The sequence below is a fragment of the Pseudonocardia kongjuensis genome (assembly GCF_039526905.1).
GTDB lineage: Bacteria > Actinomycetota > Actinomycetes > Mycobacteriales > Pseudonocardiaceae > Pseudonocardia > Pseudonocardia kongjuensis.
The window spans coordinates 1-20,893 of record NZ_BAAAJK010000006.1; the positions used below are offsets into that span (position 1 = coordinate 1).

General features: G+C 76.0%; 19 protein-coding genes. 8 read left to right on the forward strand and 11 right to left on the reverse strand.

Annotated elements, in window-relative coordinates; translation table 11 throughout:
* Nucleotides 1-79 precede the first annotated feature (79 nt).
* Nucleotides 80-787, reverse strand: a complete 708-nt coding sequence (locus ABD160_RS07635) for an IclR family transcriptional regulator (RefSeq protein ID WP_344019848.1) — start codon at nucleotides 785-787, stop codon at nucleotides 80-82.
* A gap of 148 nt (nucleotides 788-935) precedes the next feature.
* On the opposite strand from ABD160_RS07635, the gene ABD160_RS07640 reads away from it, so the two are divergent.
* The 4 genes from ABD160_RS07640 to ABD160_RS07655 are packed head-to-tail and all read left to right on the forward strand — an operon-like array spanning nucleotide 936 to nucleotide 5,629.
* Nucleotides 936-2,516, forward strand: coding sequence for an ABC transporter substrate-binding protein (locus tag ABD160_RS07640; RefSeq protein WP_344019850.1), 1,581 nt, complete (start codon nucleotides 936-938; stop codon nucleotides 2,514-2,516).
* On the forward strand, nucleotides 2,513-3,895 hold the full coding sequence (locus ABD160_RS07645; RefSeq protein ID WP_344019852.1) for a hypothetical protein: 1,383 nt from the start codon (nucleotides 2,513-2,515) through the stop codon (nucleotides 3,893-3,895). Before ABD160_RS07640 ends, ABD160_RS07645 begins: the two co-directional genes overlap by 4 nt.
* Before the next feature lie 4 nt (nucleotides 3,896-3,899).
* Entirely contained in the window at nucleotides 3,900-4,838 is a 939-nt protein-coding gene (locus tag ABD160_RS07650) for an ABC transporter permease (RefSeq protein WP_344019854.1), read from the forward strand.
* The gene (locus ABD160_RS07655; protein ID WP_344019856.1) at nucleotides 4,835-5,629 is read left to right on the forward strand and encodes an ABC transporter permease; all 795 of its coding nucleotides are present in this window, start codon (nucleotides 4,835-4,837) and stop codon (nucleotides 5,627-5,629) included. Before ABD160_RS07650 ends, ABD160_RS07655 begins: the two co-directional genes overlap by 4 nt.
* Before the next feature lie 42 nt (nucleotides 5,630-5,671).
* Here the strand turns inward: ABD160_RS07655 and ABD160_RS07660 are convergent, their stop codons facing one another.
* From ABD160_RS07660 to ABD160_RS07675, 4 genes are all read right to left on the reverse strand, one after another.
* On the reverse strand, nucleotides 5,672-5,872 hold the full coding sequence (locus ABD160_RS07660) for a tautomerase family protein (protein ID WP_344019858.1): 201 nt from the start codon (nucleotides 5,870-5,872) through the stop codon (nucleotides 5,672-5,674).
* Nucleotides 5,873-5,877: 5 nt separating this feature from the next.
* Entirely contained in the window at nucleotides 5,878-7,533 is a 1,656-nt protein-coding gene (locus tag ABD160_RS07665) for an MFS transporter (RefSeq protein WP_344019860.1), read from the reverse strand.
* 126 nt (nucleotides 7,534-7,659) lie between these two features.
* Nucleotides 7,660-8,478, reverse strand: a complete 819-nt coding sequence (locus ABD160_RS07670; protein ID WP_344019862.1) for an alpha/beta fold hydrolase — start codon at nucleotides 8,476-8,478, stop codon at nucleotides 7,660-7,662.
* On the reverse strand, nucleotides 8,475-9,359 hold the full coding sequence (locus tag ABD160_RS07675; protein ID WP_344019864.1) for an alpha/beta fold hydrolase: 885 nt from the start codon (nucleotides 9,357-9,359) through the stop codon (nucleotides 8,475-8,477). The genes ABD160_RS07670 and ABD160_RS07675 overlap by 4 nt, the downstream gene beginning before the upstream one ends.
* 126 nt (nucleotides 9,360-9,485) lie before the next feature.
* On the opposite strand from ABD160_RS07675, the gene ABD160_RS07680 reads away from it, so the two are divergent.
* The 4 genes from ABD160_RS07680 (at nucleotide 9,486) to ABD160_RS07695 (ending at nucleotide 14,360) form a co-directional block, all read left to right on the forward strand.
* Nucleotides 9,486-10,901, forward strand: coding sequence for a CaiB/BaiF CoA transferase family protein (locus ABD160_RS07680; protein ID WP_344019866.1), 1,416 nt, complete (start codon nucleotides 9,486-9,488; stop codon nucleotides 10,899-10,901).
* Entirely contained in the window at nucleotides 10,898-11,896 is a 999-nt protein-coding gene (locus tag ABD160_RS07685; protein WP_344019868.1) for an NADPH:quinone oxidoreductase family protein, read from the forward strand. The genes ABD160_RS07680 and ABD160_RS07685 overlap by 4 nt, the downstream gene beginning before the upstream one ends.
* A gap of 176 nt (nucleotides 11,897-12,072) precedes the next feature.
* Nucleotides 12,073-13,413 carry an MFS transporter gene (locus ABD160_RS07690; RefSeq protein ID WP_344019870.1) on the forward strand — a complete coding sequence of 447 codons (1,341 nt, stop codon included), beginning with the start codon at nucleotides 12,073-12,075 and terminating at the stop codon, nucleotides 13,411-13,413.
* Entirely contained in the window at nucleotides 13,410-14,360 is a 951-nt protein-coding gene (locus ABD160_RS07695; protein ID WP_344019872.1) for an IclR family transcriptional regulator, read from the forward strand. Before ABD160_RS07690 ends, ABD160_RS07695 begins: the two co-directional genes overlap by 4 nt.
* On the opposite strand, the gene ABD160_RS07700 is transcribed toward ABD160_RS07695, so the two are convergent.
* Genes ABD160_RS07700 through ABD160_RS07725 form a run of 6 tightly spaced genes read right to left on the reverse strand, consistent with a single transcriptional unit; the run spans nucleotide 14,326 to nucleotide 20,883 of the window.
* Entirely contained in the window at nucleotides 14,326-15,354 is a 1,029-nt protein-coding gene (locus tag ABD160_RS07700; protein WP_344019874.1) for an amidohydrolase family protein, read from the reverse strand. The two genes, ABD160_RS07695 and ABD160_RS07700, sit on opposite strands and share 35 nt — an antisense overlap.
* Nucleotides 15,351-16,910, reverse strand: a complete 1,560-nt coding sequence (locus ABD160_RS07705) for a class I adenylate-forming enzyme family protein (RefSeq protein WP_344019876.1) — start codon at nucleotides 16,908-16,910, stop codon at nucleotides 15,351-15,353. Before ABD160_RS07705 ends, ABD160_RS07700 begins: the two co-directional genes overlap by 4 nt.
* The gene (locus tag ABD160_RS07710; protein WP_344019878.1) at nucleotides 16,907-17,428 is read right to left on the reverse strand and encodes a 3-hydroxyanthranilate 3,4-dioxygenase; all 522 of its coding nucleotides are present in this window, start codon (nucleotides 17,426-17,428) and stop codon (nucleotides 16,907-16,909) included. Before ABD160_RS07710 ends, ABD160_RS07705 begins: the two co-directional genes overlap by 4 nt.
* Nucleotides 17,429-17,442: 14 nt before the next feature.
* On the reverse strand, nucleotides 17,443-19,032 hold the full coding sequence (locus ABD160_RS07715; protein WP_344019880.1) for an amidohydrolase: 1,590 nt from the start codon (nucleotides 19,030-19,032) through the stop codon (nucleotides 17,443-17,445).
* A complete protein-coding gene (locus tag ABD160_RS07720; protein WP_344019882.1) occupies nucleotides 18,998-19,426 on the reverse strand; it encodes a RidA family protein in 429 nt (142 codons plus the stop codon). The genes ABD160_RS07715 and ABD160_RS07720 overlap by 35 nt, the downstream gene beginning before the upstream one ends.
* Nucleotides 19,423-20,883 (reverse strand): aldehyde dehydrogenase, encoded by a 1,461-nt coding sequence (locus ABD160_RS07725; protein WP_344019884.1) that lies wholly within the window; start codon nucleotides 20,881-20,883, stop codon nucleotides 19,423-19,425. Before ABD160_RS07725 ends, ABD160_RS07720 begins: the two co-directional genes overlap by 4 nt.
* Nucleotides 20,884-20,893 lie beyond the last annotated feature (10 nt).

Consider the following 20,893-nt stretch of genomic DNA (forward strand, 5'->3'; position numbering starts at 1 on the left):
CGGCGCGGCACGGCGCGGCACGGCGCGGCGCGGCGCGGCACGGCGCGGCACGGCGCGGGCACGACACCCCAGGCGCAGCTCAGCGCGCCCGACGCTCCGCAGCCGGGAGCTCCTCGCGGTAGATGCTGTAGCGGACCGCGGCCCCCGCCTCACGCAGCGCCGGGACGAGCCGCTGCCAGGCCACCCCGGCCGGCCCGGTCAGGGTCAGCGCCGAGACGACGGCGCCGGCCGGGTTCGCGATCCCCACCGACATCGACGTCGTGCCGGCCGGACCGGTGCGGCCGACGGACAGGCCGTGCCTGCGGATCTCGCGCAGCGGCTCGGGCAGATCGTCCGCGGATCCGCCGAAGGCGGCGAGCAGCCGGGCGGCGGGATCGTCGCCGGTGAGCCGGTCGCCCTCCTGGACGGCGCCGGGCGGCACCCGTCCGCCGGGCGCGGCGGTGCTCACCACGAGTGCGCTGTCCTGGTCGAGCACCGAGAGGTGCACGCCGCGCCCGGTCTCGGCGGCGAGGTCACGCAGCAGCCGGGAGCTGTCCCGCTGGATCCGCCGCACGCACGGCGCGGAGCTGCCGACCGCCCACACCCGGGTGGCGATCCGGTAACGGCCGTCGTCGAGCTGCTCGACACCGCCCCATTCGACCAGCTCGCGGACCATCCGCCAGGCGGTGGCCAGCGGCAGTCCGGTGCTCTCGGCGATCTGGCTGACCTGCAGCGGCCCGCGGGCCCGTTCGATCGCCCCGAGCACCGACAGCACCCGGGAGGCGACGCTGCTCCGTGGCTCGGCCATCCGCGCTCCCCTCCCCTGCCGTGACTCGCCGTCGTGCAGCGATCCGCGTCACCCGCGAGCTTTCCGATGGCTGGAAGCGGGCGCCCGTCGCGGCAGCCCGACCGGGTGACGCTAGCGGCCCCGATCCCCGACGACAACAGGAACGCCGATGCAGATCCTCTCCCGCACCGCAGCCGTGCTGGCCTGCGGTGCCGTGCTGGCCGGCTGCGGTGGCGGCGCCGCCGCGGACCCGGCCCGCGCCGACGTCCTCACCGCCGGGCTCAGTGCCCCGGTCGACTGCCTCGACCCGCACCAGACGCCGCGCACCCCGAACCTGCAGGTCTCCCAGCAGCTCGTCGCGAGCCTCACCGACCAGGACCCGGCGACCGGCGAGATCGTGCCGTGGCTCGCCGAGTCCTGGACCGTCGACGACGACGCGACCGTCTTCACCTTCACGCTGCGCCCCGGCGCCACCTTCGCCGACGGCACCCCGGTGGACGCGGCGGCGGTCGTCGCGAACCTCGACGACGTCGCGGAGCTGGGTGCCCGCTCCCCGCTCGGTGCGACCTACCTGGCCGGGTACGAGGGTGCGACGGCCACCGGCGAGCGCGAGGTGCAGGTGCGGTTCTCCGCACCGAGCGCCCAGTTCCTGCAGGCCACGTCCACGGTCACGCTCGGCTTGCTCGCGCCGGCCACGCTCGACGCGGACCCGGACGGCCGCTGTGCCGGCGAGCTGACCGGTTCCGGACCGTACACACTGGACACGGTCGTGCTGAACGAGGAGATCCGGCTCGCCGCCCGGGCGGACTACGCGTGGCCGTCGGCGGTGTCGACGCACAGCGGGCCGCCCCGGGTGGGCTCGCTCGTCTTCGCCGTGACCACCGACGCCGGGGCCCGGCACGGCAGCCTGGTGTCCGGGCAGCTCGACGTCGACCTGCAGGTGCTCCCGCAGGACGAGCCGGCGCTGACCGGCGACGGGCGGCCCACCCTGCTGTCCGCGCCGCGCGCCGGGATCGTCTACACCCTGCTGCCCAACGAGTCCCGGCCGGTACTGGCCGATCCGGCGGTGCGCGGCGCGATCGGCGCTGCCGTCGACCGGGCCGCGCTGAGCCCGCTGCTGTCGGCCGGTGAGCGGCCCGCGACGAGTGCGATCGCGTCGACGACGCCGGGCTGGACGGACCGCTCCGACCTGCTGCAGCACGATCCGGCGGCGGCCGCGCGGCTGCTCGACGACGCCGGCTGGCGGCCGGGCGCGGACGGCATCCGGGAACGCGACGGCGAGCGTCTGGAGCTGGAGCTGGTCTACTCGGCGACCGAGCGCTACGGCTCGGTGTACGAGCTGGTCGCCCAGCAGCTCGCCGGGGTGGGGATCGCGCTGCGGCTGAGCCCGCTCGACGACGCGACGAACAACGCCCGCCAGTCCGCGGGCGACTACGATCTCGTCTCCTGGGCGGTGACCCGCGCCGATCCGTCGGTGCTGGCCAGCGTCTATCCGGTGCAGAGCGCGAACCCGCAGCGGCGCACCACCCCCGACGAGCTGGACGCGCAGGTCGCCGCCATCTCCAGCACGCTGGACGACGCCCGGCGCGCGGCCGCCGTCGACGCGGCGGTGGGCACGATCATCGATGCGGGACACGGCGTCCCGCTGTTCGAGCAGGCCGCGTCGCTGGGCATCGCCCCGGGCGTCGACGGCGTGTGGCTGGACTCCGCGGGCCGGCCCCGCTTCGCGGACGCGCAGGTGCAGCGATGAGCGTCTGGAACGACTTCGGCCCCGGCCGCCCGGTCGGCGCCGCGGAGTTCGTCGCCGCCGCCGGGAACCTGCTCGGTGCGGCACTGGCGGCGCTGGGCGAGGACGACGGGCCGGGCGCCCGCGCCGATCTCGTCGACGGCCTGGCCGCGGTGCTCCGGCTGGACGGCCCGTACGCGACGCTGCGGCTGGACACCGGACCGGCCGGGCAGCCCGCCCGCGCCGAGCTGGCGCTCTCGGCCGCGGCGGCGTCCGAGCTGGTGCTCGACCTGGTCGGCCGGGCCGTGCCGGAGGCGCCGGCACGGATCGACGACATCCACAGCTCGTGCGTCGGCTACGCCTGGACCCCCGCCGTCGTCGCGCTGCTGCTGGAGCGCCCTGGCCGGCACGCCGCCCGCAACCTCTACAACGAGTGGCTGTGGCAGCTCGTGCTGTTGCGCGACGCGCTGATCCCGTTCAACACCCCGGAGCGGGCCCGGGTGCACGCCGACGCCGACGGGCTCACCCGGCTGCAGGACGACCGGGACCGGTTCGTCGTGCAGCTGATGACCCGTCGGGTCGCGCACGCCGAGCTGGTCCGGTTCGCCGCGCGGGTGGGCGTGCCGGACGCCGCGGTCCCCGGGTCCGCGTTCGGCTTCCGGACCGGGGACGCGCTGGTGCTGCCGCCGGTCGCGCTGGGCGGGCCGGTGCTCGGCCCGGCGCACCTGCTGGAGTGGCGCACCGGCGGGATCGACGGATTGCCGGACGGGGACACCGTCTTCTTCGTGCCCGCGGACGCCGCCGGCGACCGGTCCGGCCCGGACGCCGATCCGCGCGACCTCGGTGACGTCACGGTGGTGCCGATCCACGGGCGGCTGGTCGCCGGTGCGCCCGGTCCGGCCGGCGGGTACAGCCTGGACCTGGTCGTCGGGTTCGACGAGCACGAGTGGCGGGCCGACCTGGGCCGGGCGCTGGCCGGGCATCGCTACGCGATCCGGCCGGCCGGTGGCGATGCAGCCGCAGCGGCCACGGATGCCGGCGCCGGCACGGCGGGGACGGCCACCAGCAGCACGACCGGGCCGGCCACCAGCGACACAGCCGGGCCGGCCACCAACAGCACGGCCGGGCCGGCCACCAGCGACACAGCCGGGCCGGCCACCAACAGCACGGCCGGGCCGGCCACCAGCGACACAGCCGGGACGGCGGCCTGGTCGGGCTGTGCGGTGCTGCGCCGCGACGGCGCGGTGGACCTGCCCACCGGTGGCGGCGTCGTCCCGACCGGCGGCCAGTGGGCGCTGACCCTGGCCCTGCTCGGCCGGCTGACCCCGGGCTCGGTGGTGCTCTGGCAGGGCCAGGACGTGTCGTCGGTGCCGGACGCCGTGCTGCTCGACCTGCGGACCTGACGCGGTGGCACGGTCGGGCTGGGCGCCGTTCGTCGGCGGCCGACTCGGGCAGGCGGCGGGTGTGGTCTGGGCTGCCTACACGGTCGGTTTCGCCCTGTTCCATCTGCTGCCCTCGGACCCGGTGCGGATCATGATCGGGCCGGAGACGGCGGTCGACGAGGCGCGGATCGAGGCGTTGCGCGCCGAGCTGGGGCTGGACCGGCCGGTCGGCCTGCGCTACCTGGACGGGATGTGGTCGGCGCTGCACGGGGACCTGGGCACGTCGTTCCGCACCGGCCGCCCGGTGGCCGAGGCGATCGGCGAGGCGCTGCCGCGCACCCTGGCCCTGGCCGGTGCGGCGCTGGTGCCCGCGGTCGTCGTCGGGGTGCTGCTCGCCTGGTGCGCGGTGCTCACCCGCAGCGGCCGGGTGCGGGCCGTGCTGGCGGGCCTGCCGGGGCTGGCGCTGTCGGTGCCGACGTTCTGGCTCGGGCTGGTGCTGCTGCAGCTGTTCTCGTTCCGGTGGCCGCTGCTGCCCGCGCGCGGGGAGCACGGCTGGGAGTCGATGGTGCTGCCCGCCGCGACGCTCGCCGTCCCGGCGGGCGCGCTGCTGGCGCAGGTGCTGCTCGCCCGGCTGTCCGAGTCGTGGCGGGACCCGTACGTGACGACGGCCAGGGCGAAGGGCATCTCCCGGCCGCGGGCGCTGACCGTGCACGCCCTGCCGAACGCGGTGATGCCGGCGCTGACGGTGCTCGCGCTGCTGGTCGGCTGGCTGCTGTCCGGTTCGGTGGTGGTGGAGACGGTGTTCGCGCGCAACGGGATCGGCCGGCTCGTGCACGCCTCGGTCGCCGCCCAGGACCTGCCGATGCTGCTGGGGCTGCTGGTGGTCGCGACGCTGGTGTTCGTCGCGGTCACGCTGGCGGTGGACCTGCTGCACCGGGCCCTCGATCCGCGCTCCGCCCGGTGAGCGCGGGACGCGGGACCGGGTTCGCGGTCGCGGTGGCGACACTGGCGCTGGCCGCGACGGTGGCCGTCGCGCCGGGCCTGTTCACCTCCCGGGACCCGCTGCACGGCGAGCTCGCCGACCGGCTGCGCCCGCCGGACCTGCGGCATCCGTTCGGCACCGACGAGCTGGGCCGCGACGTGCTGGCCCGGGTGCTGCACGGGGCCGGACTCTCGCTGACCGCGGTGGTGATCGCGGTCGGGACGGCGCTGGTCGTCGGCGTGCTGGTCGGGGTGGTCGCCGGGTCGGGCCCGCGCCGGCTCGACGACGTGCTGATGCGCGGCGTCGAGGTGGTGCTGGCCGTCCCGTCGCTGCTGCTGGTGCTGTCGCTGGTGGCGGTGCTCGGGCCGGGCACGGTGAACATCGCGCTGGCGGTCGGGCTGACCTCGGCGGCCGGGTTCGCCCGGGTGATGCGGACCGAGGCGGTGCGGGTCCGGCGGCTGGACTACGTGGACGCGGCCCGCTCGTCCGGCACCCGGCGGGCCGCGGTGATCACCCGGCACGTGCTGCCGAACTCGGTCCGCCCGGTGCTGGCGCTGGCGACCGTCGAGCTCGGCAACGCGGTGCTGACGGTGGCGGCGCTGGGCTATCTCGGCTACGGCAACCCGCCGCCGACCCCGGAGTGGGGGTCGCTGATCGCGGCCGGCCAGGACTACCTGGCGAGCGCCTGGTGGCTGACCGTGCTGCCGGGGCTGGCCGTCGTCGCGGTGGTGCTGGCGGCCAACCACATCGGGCACCACCTGCGGGAACGGTGACGCGGGGCCCGGCCGGTGGGCCGGGCCCCGCGCCACGGGGGGTCAGTCCTGCCCGGCGCGCCGCTGCGCGACGGTCACCCCGCCGACCGTCCAGTGCGTCGGCGGGACCTCCCTGAGCAGCACCCGGACCGAACCGGGCGGCACGTCGAGGGCGGCGACGGCGGCGTCGTGCAGGGCGACCTGGAGGGCGTGCAGCACCTCGGGCGGGCGCCCGGCCAGCAGCGAGACGTCGATGACGGGCATCGCGGTCACCGCACCGGATCGGACTCGGTGACGGGTTCCTCGCCCGGGATGCGGACCGTCGTCAGGTCGGTGCCGCGGGTCTCGGGCAGCGTCACGACGAGCACGGCCAGGCCGAGCGCCATCGCGATCACCGGGTACCACAGCGCCGTCGAGGTGCTCCCCACCTCGGCGCCGATCGCGACCATCGTCGCCGGGAGCAGCCCGCCGAACACCCCGACGCCGAGCTGGTAGGGCAGGGCGAGCGCGGTGGCCCGGATCCGGGTCGGGAAGACCTCGGTCATCGTGGTGGCGGCCGGTCCCTGAGCCAGCTGGGCGAACAGCACGACGGTGAGCAGCAGCCCCATCACACCCAGCACCCGGGCGTCGAACAGGTCCCCGAAGCCCTCGATGGCGATGACGTCGGTGGCGCCGTCGACCGGGTAGCCGGCGTCGCCGAGTGCGCGGGTCAGGTCGTCGGTGAGGGTGGGTCCGCCGGCCACCGGGACGTCGTTCACGGTGACCACGGTCGGGCCGCCGGTGTCGACCCGGTCGAAGCGGACCGCGTTGGCCTGCAGCACCTCGCGGGCGCGGTCGCAGTCGGAGTCGAACGACGCCGTCCCGGCCGGGTTGAACTGGAACGCGCACTCGTCGGGATCGGCGCGCAGCAGCACCGACACCTCACTCTGTGCGGTCGCGAGCTGCGGGTTGGCGACCGAGGTGAGCGCGCTGGTGATCGGGAACAGCAGGACCACGGCGAGGCCGAGCCCGGCGAACAGCACCGGCCGGCGGCCGACCTTGTCCGACAGCCGGCAGGCGGCGACGCAGAGGAAGAACCCGGCGAGCATGACGATCAGGAAGATCGTGTTGACGGTGAACGAGTCCACCGACAGGTTCGTGCGCATCGCGGTGAGCATGTAGACGGTCGACAGGTAGCCGATGAACGCCTGGGAGGCGGCCATCACGAACACGATCGCGATCATGCGACGACGCGGGCGGGTGCCGAACGCCTCCCGCAGCGGCGCCTTCGCGGTGGTGCCCTCCTCCTTCATCCGGGTGAACAGCGGGCTCTCGTGGAGCTTGGACCGGATCCACACCGAGAGCGCCAGCGGAATGACCGAGATCAGGAACGGGATGCGCCATCCCCATTCCTCGAACGCGTCCCGGCCGATGATTCCCTCGACGGCCAGCTGCACGCCGACGGACAGGCTCAGGGCGAGTGCGGTGGTCCCGATGAGCCAGCCGAGGAAGAAGCCGCGGCGGTTCCCGGGGGCGTGCTCGGCGACGTAGGTGACGGCCGCGCCGAACTCGCCGCTGACCGCGAGGCCCTGGATGATCCGGCAGGTGACGAGCAGGATCGGGGCGAGCACGCCGATCTGTTCGGAGGTGGGCAGCAGGCCGACGGCGACCGTGGCGACACCCATCATGACCAGCGTGATCAGGAAGACGACCTTGCGTCCGACGACGTCGGTGAGCCGCGCGAAGATCACCGCGCCGATCGGCCGGACGATGAATCCGGCGGCGAAGGTGAGCAGCGCGAACACCGTCTGCGTCGCGGGCCCGTAGTCACCGAAGAACCGGCTGCCGATGATCGGCACCAGCGCTCCGTAGAGGAAGAAGTCGTAGTACTCGAACGCCGTCCCGGCCGAGGACGCGGCCACGACCTTGCGTTGTTCCTTGTTCATCGGTGTCCCTTCACCAGTGCCTCGTCGCGAACCGACGGAGAGTGGGTGCGAGGAAGGTAGGAGCGCGGACCGTTGCGAGGATCCGTTCCGTTTCCGGCCACCGGAATGCGCGCGGAATTCGGCGGGTCACCCGCCGAGCAGGTCGGCGATCGCGGCCGGATGGGAGGCGAACAGGGCGTGCCCGGCGTCGAGGGTGTCGGTGCGGAACGCCGTCGCCGGGGCGGTCGCGTCGGCGTGGGAGATCATCAGGTCCTGCAGCCCGGGCGGCAGCGCCCGGTCGCGGGCCGCCCGCAGGTAGCGGCGCGGCACCGAGCCCCACCGGCCGGCGGTCGCGGCCGGGTCGGTGCCGAGCAGGCAGAGCGGCTGGTCCGGGGTGAGCGCGTGGGCGAGTGCGTCGGCGTCGTCCAGCCCGGTCAGGTAGGTCTCGCGCAGCTCGCGCCGGTAGCCGGGATCGGTGCGCCGGGGATCGATCCGGACCGCCCCGGTCGCCGCCGGGTCGCCCAGGTAGAGGCTCGCGCCGGAGGCCGCGGCGGCCTCCGGCGTCGCCAGGTAGGCGCCCGCGGCGCCGAGAACGGTCGGCACGAACGCGGCCAGGTAGACGAGCTCGCCGACCAGACCGGGGGCGAGCTCCGCGGCCCGGGTGGCGACGACGCCGCCGATGCTGTGCGCCACCACGACCGGCCGCTCCTCCCCCGGGCGGTCGAGCCCGCGCAGCAGTCCGAGCAGGTCACCCGCCAGGTCGTCGAGGGTCAGCCCGGCGAGCGGGGACGGCGCGTCGGGCCAGCCGGGCCGGTCCGGGTAGCCGCTCGGGAACCGGGCCCGGGTGCCGTGCCCGGGCAGGTCCACCGCGATCGCGCGGTGCCCGCGGCAGGTGAGCTCGCGGGCCAGTCCGCAGAGGTGCCCGGCGCCGTGCCAGGCGCCGTGCACGAGCACGAAGGTCCTCACGCCGCCACCGCCGACCAGTGTGCGAGCAGCAGCGCGGCCAGCTCGGCCGGGCGTTCCTCGGGCAGGTAGTGCCCGCAGCCGGCGATCTCCCGGGTGCTGACCTGCTCGAACGCCTCGTCGACGGTGTCCCGCCAACCCAGGCCGACGCCCTCCCGGGCGCCGACCAGCAGCACCGGCGCGGTGACCCGGCCCCGGGCCGCCAGCTCCCGGTTGTCGGCGATGTCGTCGGGCAGCGCCCGGTAGTGGCCCATCGCGCCGCGGATCCCGCCGGGTGCGGCGAGCGCGTCGGCGTAGTGGTCCAGGACGCCGTCGTCGATCGCGCCGGGCACGGCGAGCCCGATCGAGTCGCGCAGCAGGATGGCCCGCAGGTAGTCGCGTTCCCGTCCGGTGATCAGCAGCTCCGGCAGGTCGGGGACCATGTTGAAGCCGAAGTGCCACGATCCGCCGGTCAGCGGGTTCGCCGCGGCCAGGCTGTCGCCGAGCCCGGGCACGCCGGCCTCGACCAGCGCGACGCTGCGCACCGCGGCGGGACGGCGGGCGGCCAGCGGGTAGCAGACCTGACCGCCGACATCGTGCCCGGCGACGTCGTAGCGCGGGTGCCCGAGCCGGGTCATCAACGCGTGCAGCCGGTCGGCGACCTCGGTCTTGCGGTAGCCGTCCGCGGGGCGCGAGCTGGCGCCGAACCCGGGCAGGTCGGGGACGACGACGGTGTGCCGGTCGGCGATCAGCGGCACCACCTTCCGCCACGCCGTGCCGGTCTGCGGCCAGCCGTGCAGCAGCAGCACCGGCGGCCCGGTCCCGGTCGTCCGGTACGCGATCACCGTTCCGTCCACCGTCGTCCGGTGGGTGTCCCGCTCGTCGTCGACGCCCATGAGGTTCATGGCCGGAACAGTGGCCGCTGCGCCGGCGACCGGCAGCGAGCCGTTTCCATCCACCGGAAGCGCCGCCTTCAGTGCCCGGCCGCGCGTTCCTACCGTTCGCCGGACCCCTTCGAAGGCGAGGTAGAAATGATCGAGGGCATGCGGGTGCTGGCGCTGTCGCACTTCGTGCAGGGCCCGGCCGCGTCGCAGTACCTGGCCGATCTGGGCGCCGATGTGGTCAAGGTGGAGCCGCCCGCGGGTTCGTGGGAGCGGCGGGCGGGCAGCGCGGGGATCCGGGTGGCCGGGCACAGCGTGACGCACCTGTCGGTGAACCGGAACAAGCGGTCGCTCGCGGTGGACCTGAAGCATCCGGACGCGCAGGCGGTGCTCCGGCCGCTGATCGAGCGGGCCGACGTGCTGATGGAGAACTACCGCGGCGGCGCGCTGGACCGGCTCGGTTTCGGCTACGACGCGGTGCGGGCGATCAAGCCGGACATCGTCTACGCCTCGGCGACCGGCTGGGGCTCACGCGGCCCGATGGCCGGCCGGCCCGGGGTGGACCTGCTGGTGCAGGCCCGGTCCGGGCTGGCCGCGGCCACCGGATCGGCCGGGCGGCCGGGCGCGGCGGGCACCCCGGTGGTCGACCACCACGGGGCCGCGCTGCTCGCGATGGGGGTGCTCGCGGCTTACGCGCGCAGGCTCGTCACCGGCGAGGGCACCCGGGTCGAGGCGAGCCTGCTCGGCGCCGGGCTGGACCTGCAGGCCGAGTCGCTGGCGCTGTTCCACTCCGGGCGGCGCACCGCCGCCGACCTGGACCGGCCCGCCGAGCTGGCCTGCTGGGCGATCGACGCGCCGTACGGGATCTACCCGCTGCGCGACGGCGGGTCCGTCGCGATCGCGATCAGCGGGCCGATGGACGGGTTCGGTGCGGCGCTCGGCGAGCCGGCGCTGGACGCGTTCGATCCGGTCGCGCGGCGGGAGCGCCGCGACGAGTACGTGGCGCTGCTGCGGCCGGTGCTGGCCGCGCTGAGCTTCGACGAGGTCGCCGCGCGGCTCGGGCCCGGCGGGTTCTGGTTCGAGCGGGTCGCCGGCTACGACGATCTCGCCGCCGATCCGCAGATCGTCGCCGAGGGGCTGTTCACCGAGGTCGACGCGGGCCCGGAGCGGGCGACCGTGCTGCGCCATCCGGTGCGCTACGACGGCGAGCTGCCCGCGGTGCGGCGGTCGCCCGCGGGACTGGGTGAGCATTCGGTCGAGGTGCTCGCCGAGGCGGGCCTGGACCCGGCTGTGATCGCCGGGTTCGTCGCGTCCGGCGCGGTTGTCGACGGCGGTGCCGGTGCCGGTGCCGGTGCTGCGGGCCGGTCCGGCGGTGCGAGCGGTTCCGGTGCCGCCGGTGACGGTGCGGCCGGGGCTCCCCGTGATCGTGCGACCGGTGCTCCCGGCGACCGTGCGACCGGTGCGACCGGTGCGACCGGTGCCGCCGGTGCCGCCGGTGCCGCCGGTGACGGTGCGGCCGGTGTTGCCGGTGACCGGGCGCGCGCCGCCGGCCCGGTGGCGCAGTGAGCAGCCCGACCACCGCGGTCCTCTGCCGGACCCTCGGCGGCCCCGAGCTGCTGGAGATCGTCGAGCTGCCGGGACCGGCGGCGCCCGGCCCGGGCGAGGTGGTCGTCGCGGTGGAGCACGTCGGGCTCAATTTCCACGATCTGCTGGTGCTCTCCGGCGAGCACGTGGTGCGCCCGGAGCCGCCGTTCTCCCCCGGCAGCGAGTACGCCGGGACGGTCACCGCGGTCGGCCCGGGCGTGCACGCGGTCGCGATCGGCGATCGGGTCGCGGGCAACGAGGAGTACGGCTGCGCCCGGTCGGCGCTGACCGTGTCGGCCGACCGGATCACCCCGCTGCCCGACGCCGTGTCCACCCGGGACGCGGTCGCGATCCTGGTCGCCTACGGGACCGCCTTCCACGCGCTCGTCCAGCGCGCCGCGGTGCGGCCGGGTGAGACGGTGCTGGTGCTCGGCTCGTCCGGCGGGGTCGGGTCGGCGGCGGTCGATCTCGCCGATCTGGTCGGCGCGCACGTCGTCGCGGCGGCGTCCGATCCGGACCGGGCGGCGCTCGCGCTGGATCGGGGCGCCCGCAGCGCGTTCGGCTACGGCGGCGACGCGGACCTGCGCGCCGCCGTGCGCGAGCACACCGGTGGGGCCGGTGCCGACGTCGTCGTCGATCCGGTCGGTGGGACGGTCGCCGGTGCCGCGCTGCGGTCGGTCGCCTGGGGCGGCCGGTACCTGGTCGTCGGGTTCGCCGGCGGCGAGATCCCGTCGGTCCGGCTGAACATCCCGCTGGTGAAGGGCTCGTCGGTGGTCGGGGTCTTCTTCGGCGAGTTCGTCCGGCGGCGGCGCGCGCTGCACGAACGCAACATGGCGACGGTCTTCGGCTGGGCCGCGGCGGGACGGCTGCGACCGCTGGTGCACGACGTGCTCCCGCTGACCGACGCGGCGCGGGCCTACCGGTTGCTCGCCGACCGGGCGGCCGTCGGCAAGGTCGTGCTGTCGGTGGCCGGATGAGGCGGGCACAGCCGGCGGAGCAGGCCAGGCCGACACAACCGGCGGAGCAGGCCGGGCCGACACAACCGGCGGAGCAGGCCAGGCCGACACAACCGGCGGAGCAGGCCGGGCCGACAGAGCCGGCGGTGACGGCCGGGACGGCGGACCCGGCGGAGGTGCCGCTCGGCCGGGGCCGTGTGACAGCGGTGACGGCGGCGCTGCTCGCCGGGACGCTGCTGGCCCCGCTGAACTCGTCGATCGTCGCGGTCGGGCTGGACGCCGTCCGCCGAGACTTCGCGATCGGCTTCGCCGAGGTCTCCTGGCTGGTGACCGGCTTCTACCTGACCGCCTGCGTCGCGATGCCGGTCGCCGGGCGGCTGGCCGACGTGTACGGGCCGCGGTCGGTGTTCGCCGCCGGGATGGCGGTGGCGTCCGCCGCGTCGGCGGCGGCGCCGTTCGCGCCGACCATCGAGCTGCTGGTCGCGTGCCGCTGCCTGCTCGCGCTGGGCGTGTCGGCGTCGTTCCCGTGCCTGATGGTGACGCTGCGCCGGCTCGGTACACCGGGCAGGCTCTCCGCGGTCGCCCTGGTGAACACCACCGCGGGCGCGGTCGGCCCGGTCGTCGGCGGGCCCGCGGTGGCCTGGTTGGGCTGGCCCGCGGTGTTCTGGGTGAACCTGCCGCTGACCTGCGCGGCGCTGGTCGTGGCACTGGTGCTGCTGCCGGGACGGCCGCCGTCGGCCGGGCGCGGACCGCGCCGGGGGTCGGACCTGCTGGGCGGCCTGCTGTTCGCGGGAGGACTGGCGCTGCTGCTGCGGGCGGTGCTGGTGCACCCGTTCGACGTGCCCTCCGGGCTCGCCGCGCTCGGCGTGCTCACCGCGTTCGTGGCGTGGGAGCTGCGGGTGGCCGCCCCGTTCGTGGACGTCCGCGCACTGCGCGCCGCGCCCGGGATGCTCGCCGTGCTGGCCGGGTTCGTGCTGTTCAACCTGGGGTACTACGCCGCCTTCTACGGGCTGCCGCAGTGGTTCCAGGGGCCGCTCGGGCTCGGCCCGGCGCAGGCCGGGCTGCTGCTGTTCCCGCTGGCCGCGAGCAGTGTGCTGGCCACCGTCGGCGGGGCCCGGCTGCTCGGCCCGCTCACCCCGCACCGGCTCGGGCTGCTCGCGCTGGGTCTGCTACTGGTCGGCTCGGTCGCGGTGGCGCTGCTGCGCCCGGGCAGCCCGATCTGGCTGGTGGCGACGGTCGCGGCGCTGCTGGGCGTCCCCTACGGCCTGGGCAACCTGGGCATGCAGCAGCTGATGTACGACCGCTCCCCGGCGCACCTGGCCGGGCTGTCCGGCGGGCTGTTCCAGTCGGCCCGCTACGTCGGCGCGATCCTCGCCGTCGGGGCGCTCGGCACCCTGACGCCCGCCGCCGCCGGCGACGACGCCGCCCCGGACGTGACCGGGCTGGGCGTCGCGATGGCCGTGATCGCCGTCCTCGGCGCGATCGTGCTGGGGACGACCGCGCGCCGCCACCCGGCCGGCCCCGGGACGCCCCGGTGAGCCGGCCGCACGACCCCGGCCACCCCGCCGGTCCCGCCGGTCCCGCCGACCCCGGCCACCCCGCCGGCCCCGCCGGTTCCACCGGTCCTGCCGGTCCCGCCGACCCTGTCGACCCCGGCCATCCCGCCGGTCCTGCCGATCCCGCCGCGCCGGCGTCCGGCCGCTCGGTGTCGTCGCGGGTGTTCGCGGTGCTCGGCGCGTTCGGTCCGGAACGCACCGCGCTGCGGCTGGTCGACCTGCGCGACGCGACCGGTCTGCCGGTCGCGACCGTGCACCGGATCGCCGCCGAGCTGGTCGCCCTGGGCGCGCTCGACCGCAGCCCGGACGGGCTCTACCGGATCGGGATGCGGCTGTGGGAGCTGGGCTCGCTGTGCCCACGCCCGCGGACGCTGCGCGACGTCTCGCTGCCCTACATGCAGGACCTCTACGAGGCGACCGGGGAGAACGTCCATCTCGCCGTGCTCGACGGCGACGAGGCGCTCTACCTGGAACGGGTGTGGGGCCGACGGTCGGTCGAGGTGGTCACCCACGTCGGGGAGCGGTCCCCGCTGCACGCCACCGGCGTCGGCAAGGTCCTGCTCGGCCACGCCCCGCGCGAGCTGCAGGAACGGGTGCTGTCGGCGGGCCTGCAACGCTTCACCCCGCACACCGTGGTGATGCCCGGCCTGCTCATGCGCAGCCTGCAGCAGGTGCGCAACACCGGCATCGCCCGCTGCGTGGAGGAGCTGTCGCTGGGCACGGTCTCGGTCGCCGTCCCGATCGTGGACGCGCAGCCGAAGGTGATCGCGGCGCTGTCGGTGGTGCTGCACACCCGCACCCGGGCGCTGCACGGGGTGGAGCCGGCACTGCGGCTGGCCGCCGCGTCGATCTCCCGGGAGCTGGCGACCGAGACCGTCCCGGTGCTGAGCGGGCTCAGGAACCGGCCCGGGCGGCGAGCAGCGCGCTGAGGGTGCCGTGCAGGACCTGCGCCCGCTGCCGCGCGGACAACCCGGCCGCGCCGACCGCGCCCACCGGGTCGTGCTCGGCCAGCTCGAACGGGTAGTCGGTGCCGACCATCACCCGTCCGGCGCCGACGTCGTCGACCAGCCGGCGCAGCGCCTGCGGGGAGAAGGTGGCGCTGTCGTAGTACAGCCGGTCCAGGTAGGCGCCGGGCGGCTGCGGCGTCGTCCGGGCGACGTCCTTGCGCTGCCAGCCCATGTCCATCCGGCCCCGCAGGATCGGCAGGCAGCCGCCGCCGTGCGCGAGCACCAGCGCGACGTCGTGGCGTTCCAGCACACCGCCGAACACCAGCCGGGCCGCGGCGATCGCGGTCTCCATCGGGAACCCGACGAGCTGGGGCAGCCAGAAGTCGTGCAGCCGGGCACCGTCCGGGACGCCGTTGGGGTGCACGAAGGCGAACACCCCGGCGTCGGCGAGGTAGGACCACAGCGGTTCGTGCACCGGGTCGTCGAGCTCGCGGCCCAGCCCGCGGGTGCCGATGGCGATGCCCGCGCAGCCCAGCTCCTCGATGCAGCGGCGGGCCTCGGACACCGCCCACGGGGTGCCGAGCGGGACGAAGCCGAGCGGGTCCATCGTGCCCGCCCACGGCGCGAGCACGGCGACCAGGCCGTCGTTGCCGCAGCGGGCGACCGACCGGACGAGGTCCTCGTCGTCGGCGCCCGCGCAGGTGACGAACGGCGGCAGCGAGACCAGCTGCCGCTCCACCCCGGAGCGGGCCATCTCGGCGGGCCGGCCCGACGGGTCCCACTGCGCGCGGGCGATCGGGATCGGGGCGCCGGGACCGACCCCGGACACCCGCGGGTCGAACCGGACGACGCCCTCGTCCAGCCCGGTGAGGTCGGCCAGGCCGTCGGCGGCCAGCCGGTCCAGCAGCGTGCGCGGCACCGCGTGCGCGTGCACGTCCAGCGCGCCGCGCCCGGTCGGTCCGGTCTGCTCCGTCATCGGTGCTCCCTCTCCAGCGCCCGCCGGTCGAACCGGCCCATCGGGGTGCGGGGCAGCCCGCCGTCGCGGCCGACGACGCGGTCGGCGACCAGCCCGAAGCCGTCCAGCACGGCGGCCGCGGTGCGCGGCTCGATCCGGCCGGCGGCGACCACGACGGTCCCGCCGTCGCGGCCGCGCAGCACCGCCGCGGGCACCCCGGTCGCGGTGCGCAGCGCGGCCTCGACCGCGGGCGGGCAGAGCGGGGCGGGGCCGTCGGTCAGCACGTCCTCGACGCGGCCGGTGTGCTGCAGCCGCCCGTCGTCGTCGCGCCGGCAGACGTCACCGGTGCGCACCCATCCGCCGTCGAACGGATCGGGCGCGCCGAACGCGTACCCGGTCAGCACGGTCGGGCCGCTCACCCACAGCTCCCCCGGGCCGTCGCCGGTGACGTCGCGCCCGGCCAGGTCGACCAGCCGGGTGCGGGTGCCCGCGAACGGCGTCCCCAGCCCGGGTGCGGTGCCGGTGCGGTGCGCCGCGGGCAGCGCCAGCGCGATCGTCTTCGGCACCTCGACCTGCCCGAACACCCCGCACAGGTCGGGATCGCCCCAGGCGCGCAGGGCCGCGGTGTCGGCGGCGGTCAGATCGTCGCCGCTGTAGAGGACCAGTCGCGGCACCGGCAGCCCGCCGGTCCGGGGATCGGCGAGCAGCGACCGCAGCAGCGGCGGCATCAGCGCGAGGACCGCGCCGGGCTCGGCCGCCAGCGTCTGCACCAGGCCGTCGACGCCGGACCGGGCGGGCAGCACGAACGTGCCGCCGTGCAGCAACACCGGCAGCACCATGTTCCCGAAGCCACCGGAGACCGCCTCCGGGCAGACCACCACCGGCCGCTGCGGCCACGGCAGCTGCTCGGCGCACATGGTGGCGACCGCACCGAGCGCCGCCCCGGACAGGTCGACACCCTTGACCGTGCCGCCGGTCCCGGAGGTGAAGGCCAGCCGCGCCGCGATCCGGTCCGCCCCGGCGGCGGGCGCACCCACCGGCCCGGCGGCCGCCAGGTCCGCCGATCCGCCCGCGGGCACGCCCGATCCGCCCGCGGGCGCACCCGCTCCGCCCGCGGGCACACCGACCGGGTCCGGCCGGGCGTGACCGGCCCGATCGGCCGGGCGCGCCGGGCGCGCCGGGCGCGCCGGGACGCCGGAGCCGTCGACGACCCAGCGCCGGACCGCGCCGCAGCCCGCCCCGGCGACCGGCTCCGGCGCCGTCACCACCACGGAGGGGCCGATCAGCTCCAGCCGCCGGGCGAGCTCGGCGGGCGGCAGCGACCCGGGGGCGACCGAGCAGGCCCGCACCCCGGCGACGTAGCAGGCCGCCGCGGTGATCCACTGCGCCGGGTCGTTGCCGCGTAGTTGCACCAGCGTGTCGCCCGGCCCCAGGCCGGCCGCCGCGAGCCGGTCCGCCAGGTCGTGCACAGCGCGCGCGGTCGCGGCGTAGGTCAGCCCGGTGCCGCCCTGCCGCAGCGCCACCCGCTCCGGGTGCCGGTCGAGCGCGTCGAGCAGCAGCGGGCCGATGCCGGTCACAGCCGCTCGTCCGGCAGCACGGTGCCGCACCCGTCGCAGGTCCGGGCGTCGAGGTCGTCGTAGAAGGATCGGTAGGCCCCGGCGACCGGGTCGACGCTGTAGTCGCCGACGTGCACCGCCTCCTCGTGCAGGAAGTGGTCGCACGACGGGCAGAACCAGCGGAACCGGTCCAGCTCGCCGGGCCGGCGCAACCGCTCGATGACCAGCACGAACGAGTCCGGCGCGAACCGGGGCGAGTGCGCGATGCCGGTCGGGGTGAAGATGCACCGCCCCGGCGGGACGACGGCGATGTCGGACCCGCCCTCCGGGCGGCGGTAGTGCAGGTCCATCGTCCCGCGGACCATGAACATGACCTCGTCGCTGGGGTTGAGGTGGAACTCGCTGCGGTACTCGCGGCCGCGGGCGAGGAAGGCGAGCGACTCGCTGTCCTGCCACAGCACGGCGACCCGGCGCCCGGAGTCAGCCAGCTCCTGGGCGGTGCGGTCCAGCTCGACGATCGGCATCTGGCTCGGATGCATGGGGTGCCTCCCTTTCAGGCGGTGGCGGCCGGTGTGCGCTCGTGCACCATCCGGCCGGCGACGACGGTCAGCTCGACCGAGGTGCCGAGCAGGGCCGCGGGATCGTCGTCGAGCGGGTCCCGGTCGACGACGGTGAGATCGGCGTCGGCGCCGACGGTGATCCGGCCGCGGTCCGGCCGGCCGGTGTGCGCCGCGACGGACGCGGTGTAGAGGCCCAGCGCCTCGGCCGCGGTGATCCGCTGCCCGGCGCCGACGTCCGCGCCGGTCACGTCCCGGCGGGTGCGCATCAGGTACATGTTCGGGAACGGATCGAGCGCGTTGATCGGATGGTCGGTGCCCGCGCAGACCCGGTCCGGGCCGAGCACGTCGAGCCAGTCCCGGAACGGCACCGCCCGGCGCAGCGCGTCCTCGCCGAGGTGCCCGGCGATCGCCCGCCCGTTGCGCCACAGGAACGGTGCCTGCGCCGCGACGACGACGCCGCTCCCGCGGGCCCGCAGCATCTGGTCGCGGGTCATCAGGCTGGCGTGGATCAGGACGTCGGGGAGCCTGCCGGGGGCGCCGCCGCCGAGCACGTCCAGGGCGAGATCGACCGCGGCGTCCCCGACGACGTGCACGCCGACCGGCCAGCCGCAGTCGTGCGCGATCCGTACCAGGGTGCGCAGCCGGGCGGCGTCGACCACGGTGCTGCCGCGGTAGCCGCTGCGGCCCGGGTAGTCGTCGCGGGTGTGTGCGGTGCCGAGCGTCATCCCGCCGTCGATCTGCAGTTTCACCCCGCGCACCGACGTCCACGGGGTCGGGCCGGGTGGGCCGCCGGCAAGCAGCTCCCGCCACCGGTCCCGGTCGACGTCCGGGTTCAGCGCCGCCCCGGTGGGGACGACCATCGCGGCGACCCGCACGGTGGCCCCGCCGTCGTCGGCGAGGGCCCGCACGACCGCCAGATCGGCCGGGGTCATCGCGCCGGCGACGACCGAGGTGATGCCGTGGGCGTTGAGCAGCCGCATCGCGTCCCGGATCTGCGCCCGGCGCTGCGCCGGCGTCCACGGCGGGACCACCGCGGCGACCCGGTCGGCGTCGGCCCGGTCCAGGTGCCCGCCGTGCCCGGCCGGGTCGATCCCGGCCCGCCGCAGGGCGGCGGAGCTCGCGGTGCCGCCGTGCCCCTCGTGCAGCAGGACGGGGCGGCCCGCGGCGGCGGCGTCGAGCTCGGTGCGGGTCGGCGGGCGCTGCTGCGCCAGCTGCAGGACCGGGTTCCAGGTCTGCCCGCGGATCCACTCGCCGTCCGGGCGGCCGGCGGCGAACGCGGCGATCCGGTCCAGCGCGTCGGCGACGGTCCGCGCGTCGCGCAGCGGCACGGCGTGCGCGTCCATCGCGGCGTCCTCGAAGTGGCAGTGCCCGTCGGCCAGCCCGGGGATCACCCAGCGGCCGGAGACGTCGACGACCCGGGCGTCCGGACCGGTCGCGGCCCGCACGCCCTCGGCGTCGCCGATCGCGGTCACGACGCCGCCGCGCACCCCGACCGCGCCGGCCCAGCCGTCCGGGCCGAGCACCCGGCCGCCGGTCAGGACCAGCCCGTCAGACCGTGGGGACGGTGTCGGCGACTGCTGCAACGCACTCCACCTCCACCCGGACCCCGGTGCGGTGCGGCGTGGCGATGATCGTCGTGCGGGCCGGGAAGTGCGCGGCGCCGTCGAAGAACCGCCGGTACTCCTCGTTGAACGTGCCGAAGTCGGCGACGTCGGCGACGTAGCAGGTGCACTTGAGGACGGTGTCCCGCGAGCCGCCCGCCGCCTCGACGACGGCGAGCAGGTTGGTGAGCGTCTGCCGGACCTGGGCGGCGAAGTCGTCGGAGACGATCGTGCGGGTCTGCGGGTCCAGCGGTCCGGTGCCCGAGCAGTAGATCGTGCCGCCGTGCACGACGGCCTGCGAGAGCGGCGCGGCGGTGCCGGTGGAGAAGCCCACCACCGGTGCGGATCGGGTGGTCACGGTGCTGATCGCGGTCATCGCGCTGCCTCCTGCGTTGCGGGGTCGGGATCGATCTGCATGACGACGGCCTTGGGTTCGGTGAAGAAGTCGCGGCTGTAGAGCCCGCCCTCGCGGCCCACCCCGGAGTCACCGGCGCCGCCGAACGGGGCCCGCAGGTCGCGGACGAAGAAGCAGTTGGTCCACACGGTGCCGACCCGCAGGGCCCGGGACACCCGGTGCGCGCGGGACAGGTCGCGGGTGAACACCATCGCGTTGAGGCCGTAGCGGGTGTCGTTGGCCAGCGCGACCGCGTCCTGCTCGTCGTCGAACGGGAGCACGACGACGACCGGGCCGAAGATCTCCTCCTGGGTCACCCGGTCCCGCTGGCCTGCCCCGAGCACGATGGTCGGCAGCACCGTCCAGCCCTCGCCCGGACCGCCGGTGTGCAGAGTGGCGCCCGCCGCGGTGGCGACGTCCAGATAGGACATGACCTTCCCGTGGTGCTCCTGCGACGACAGCGGCCCGATCCGGGTCGCCGGGTCCTTCGGGTCGCCGACCGGCAGCGCCTGCGCGGCGCGGGTGAGCCGGTCGACGAACTCGTCGAGCACCTCCCGCTGCACGTACAGCCGGCTGCCGGCCAGGCACACCTGGCCGCTGTTGGTGTAGACGGCGCGGACCGCCCACTCGACGGCCCGGTCCAGATCGGCGTCGGCGAACACGATGTTCGCGCCCTTGCCGCCGAGCTCCATGCTGACCGGGGTCAGGTTCGTGGCCGCGGCCCGGCCGATGGTCCGGCCGGTGGCCGACTCACCGGTGAAGGTGATCCGGTCCACCTCGGGGGACTCGGTGAGCGCCTGGCCCGCGGCGTCCGGCCCGAAGCCGTGCACGACGTTCAGCACGCCGGGCGGCACACCGGCCTCCAGGGCGAGCCGGGCCAGGATCGTCGCCGACGCCGGGGACTGCTCGGCCGGTTTCAGCACCACGGTGTTCCCCCAGGCCAGCGCGGGGGCGATCTTCCAGCTCGCCATCATCAGCGGGAAGTTCCACGGCGAGATCGCCGCGACCACGCCGACCGGGTCGTAGCTGGTGAACGCGTGCTGCCCGCCGGGCATCGGGAACGCCTCGGCCGGCGCCAGCCGGGCGTGGTCGGCGAAGAACCGGATGTTGCGGGCCGCGCGCGGCACGTCGTGCCCGGACGACTCGGTGATCGGCTTGCCCATGTCGACGGTGTCGGCGAGGGCCAGCTCGGCGGTCCGCTCGACGACGAGATCGGCGAACCGGTGCAGGATCCCGCCGCGCTCCTCGGCGCTCATCCGCGGCCACGGACCGTCGTCGAACGCGGTGCGGGCCGCCTCGACGGCCCGCCGGGCGTCCTGCGCGGAACCGGACGCCACCGTCGCCCACGGCGCCCGTTCCCACGGGTCGACCGAGTCGAACGTGGCCGCGTCGGCCGAGGCGACCTCCTCGCCGGCGATGACGTGACCGTAGGACTCCACCTGTGCTCCT

Bases quoted from the DNA above. Each gene is read 5' to 3' on its own strand.
- ABD160_RS07635 (WP_344019848.1), bottom strand. From the start codon at position 787: ATGGCCGAGCCACGGAGCAGCGTCGCCTCCCGGGTGCTGTCGGTGCTC.
- ABD160_RS07640 (WP_344019850.1), top strand. From the start codon at position 936: ATGCAGATCCTCTCCCGCACCGCAGCCGTGCTGGCCTGCGGTGCCGTG.
- ABD160_RS07645 (WP_344019852.1), top strand. From the start codon at position 2,513: ATGAGCGTCTGGAACGACTTCGGCCCCGGCCGCCCGGTCGGCGCCGCG.
- ABD160_RS07660 (WP_344019858.1), bottom strand. From the start codon at position 5,872: ATGCCCGTCATCGACGTCTCGCTGCTGGCCGGGCGCCCGCCCGAGGTG.
- ABD160_RS07665 (WP_344019860.1), bottom strand. From the start codon at position 7,533: ATGAACAAGGAACAACGCAAGGTCGTGGCCGCGTCCTCGGCCGGGACG.
- ABD160_RS07675 (WP_344019864.1), bottom strand. From the start codon at position 9,359: ATGAACCTCATGGGCGTCGACGACGAGCGGGACACCCACCGGACGACG.
- ABD160_RS07680 (WP_344019866.1), top strand. From the start codon at position 9,486: ATGATCGAGGGCATGCGGGTGCTGGCGCTGTCGCACTTCGTGCAGGGC.
- ABD160_RS07700 (WP_344019874.1), bottom strand. From the start codon at position 15,354: ATGACGGAGCAGACCGGACCGACCGGGCGCGGCGCGCTGGACGTGCAC.
- ABD160_RS07710 (WP_344019878.1), bottom strand. From the start codon at position 17,428: ATGCATCCGAGCCAGATGCCGATCGTCGAGCTGGACCGCACCGCCCAG.
- ABD160_RS07720 (WP_344019882.1), bottom strand. From the start codon at position 19,426: ATGACCGCGATCAGCACCGTGACCACCCGATCCGCACCGGTGGTGGGC.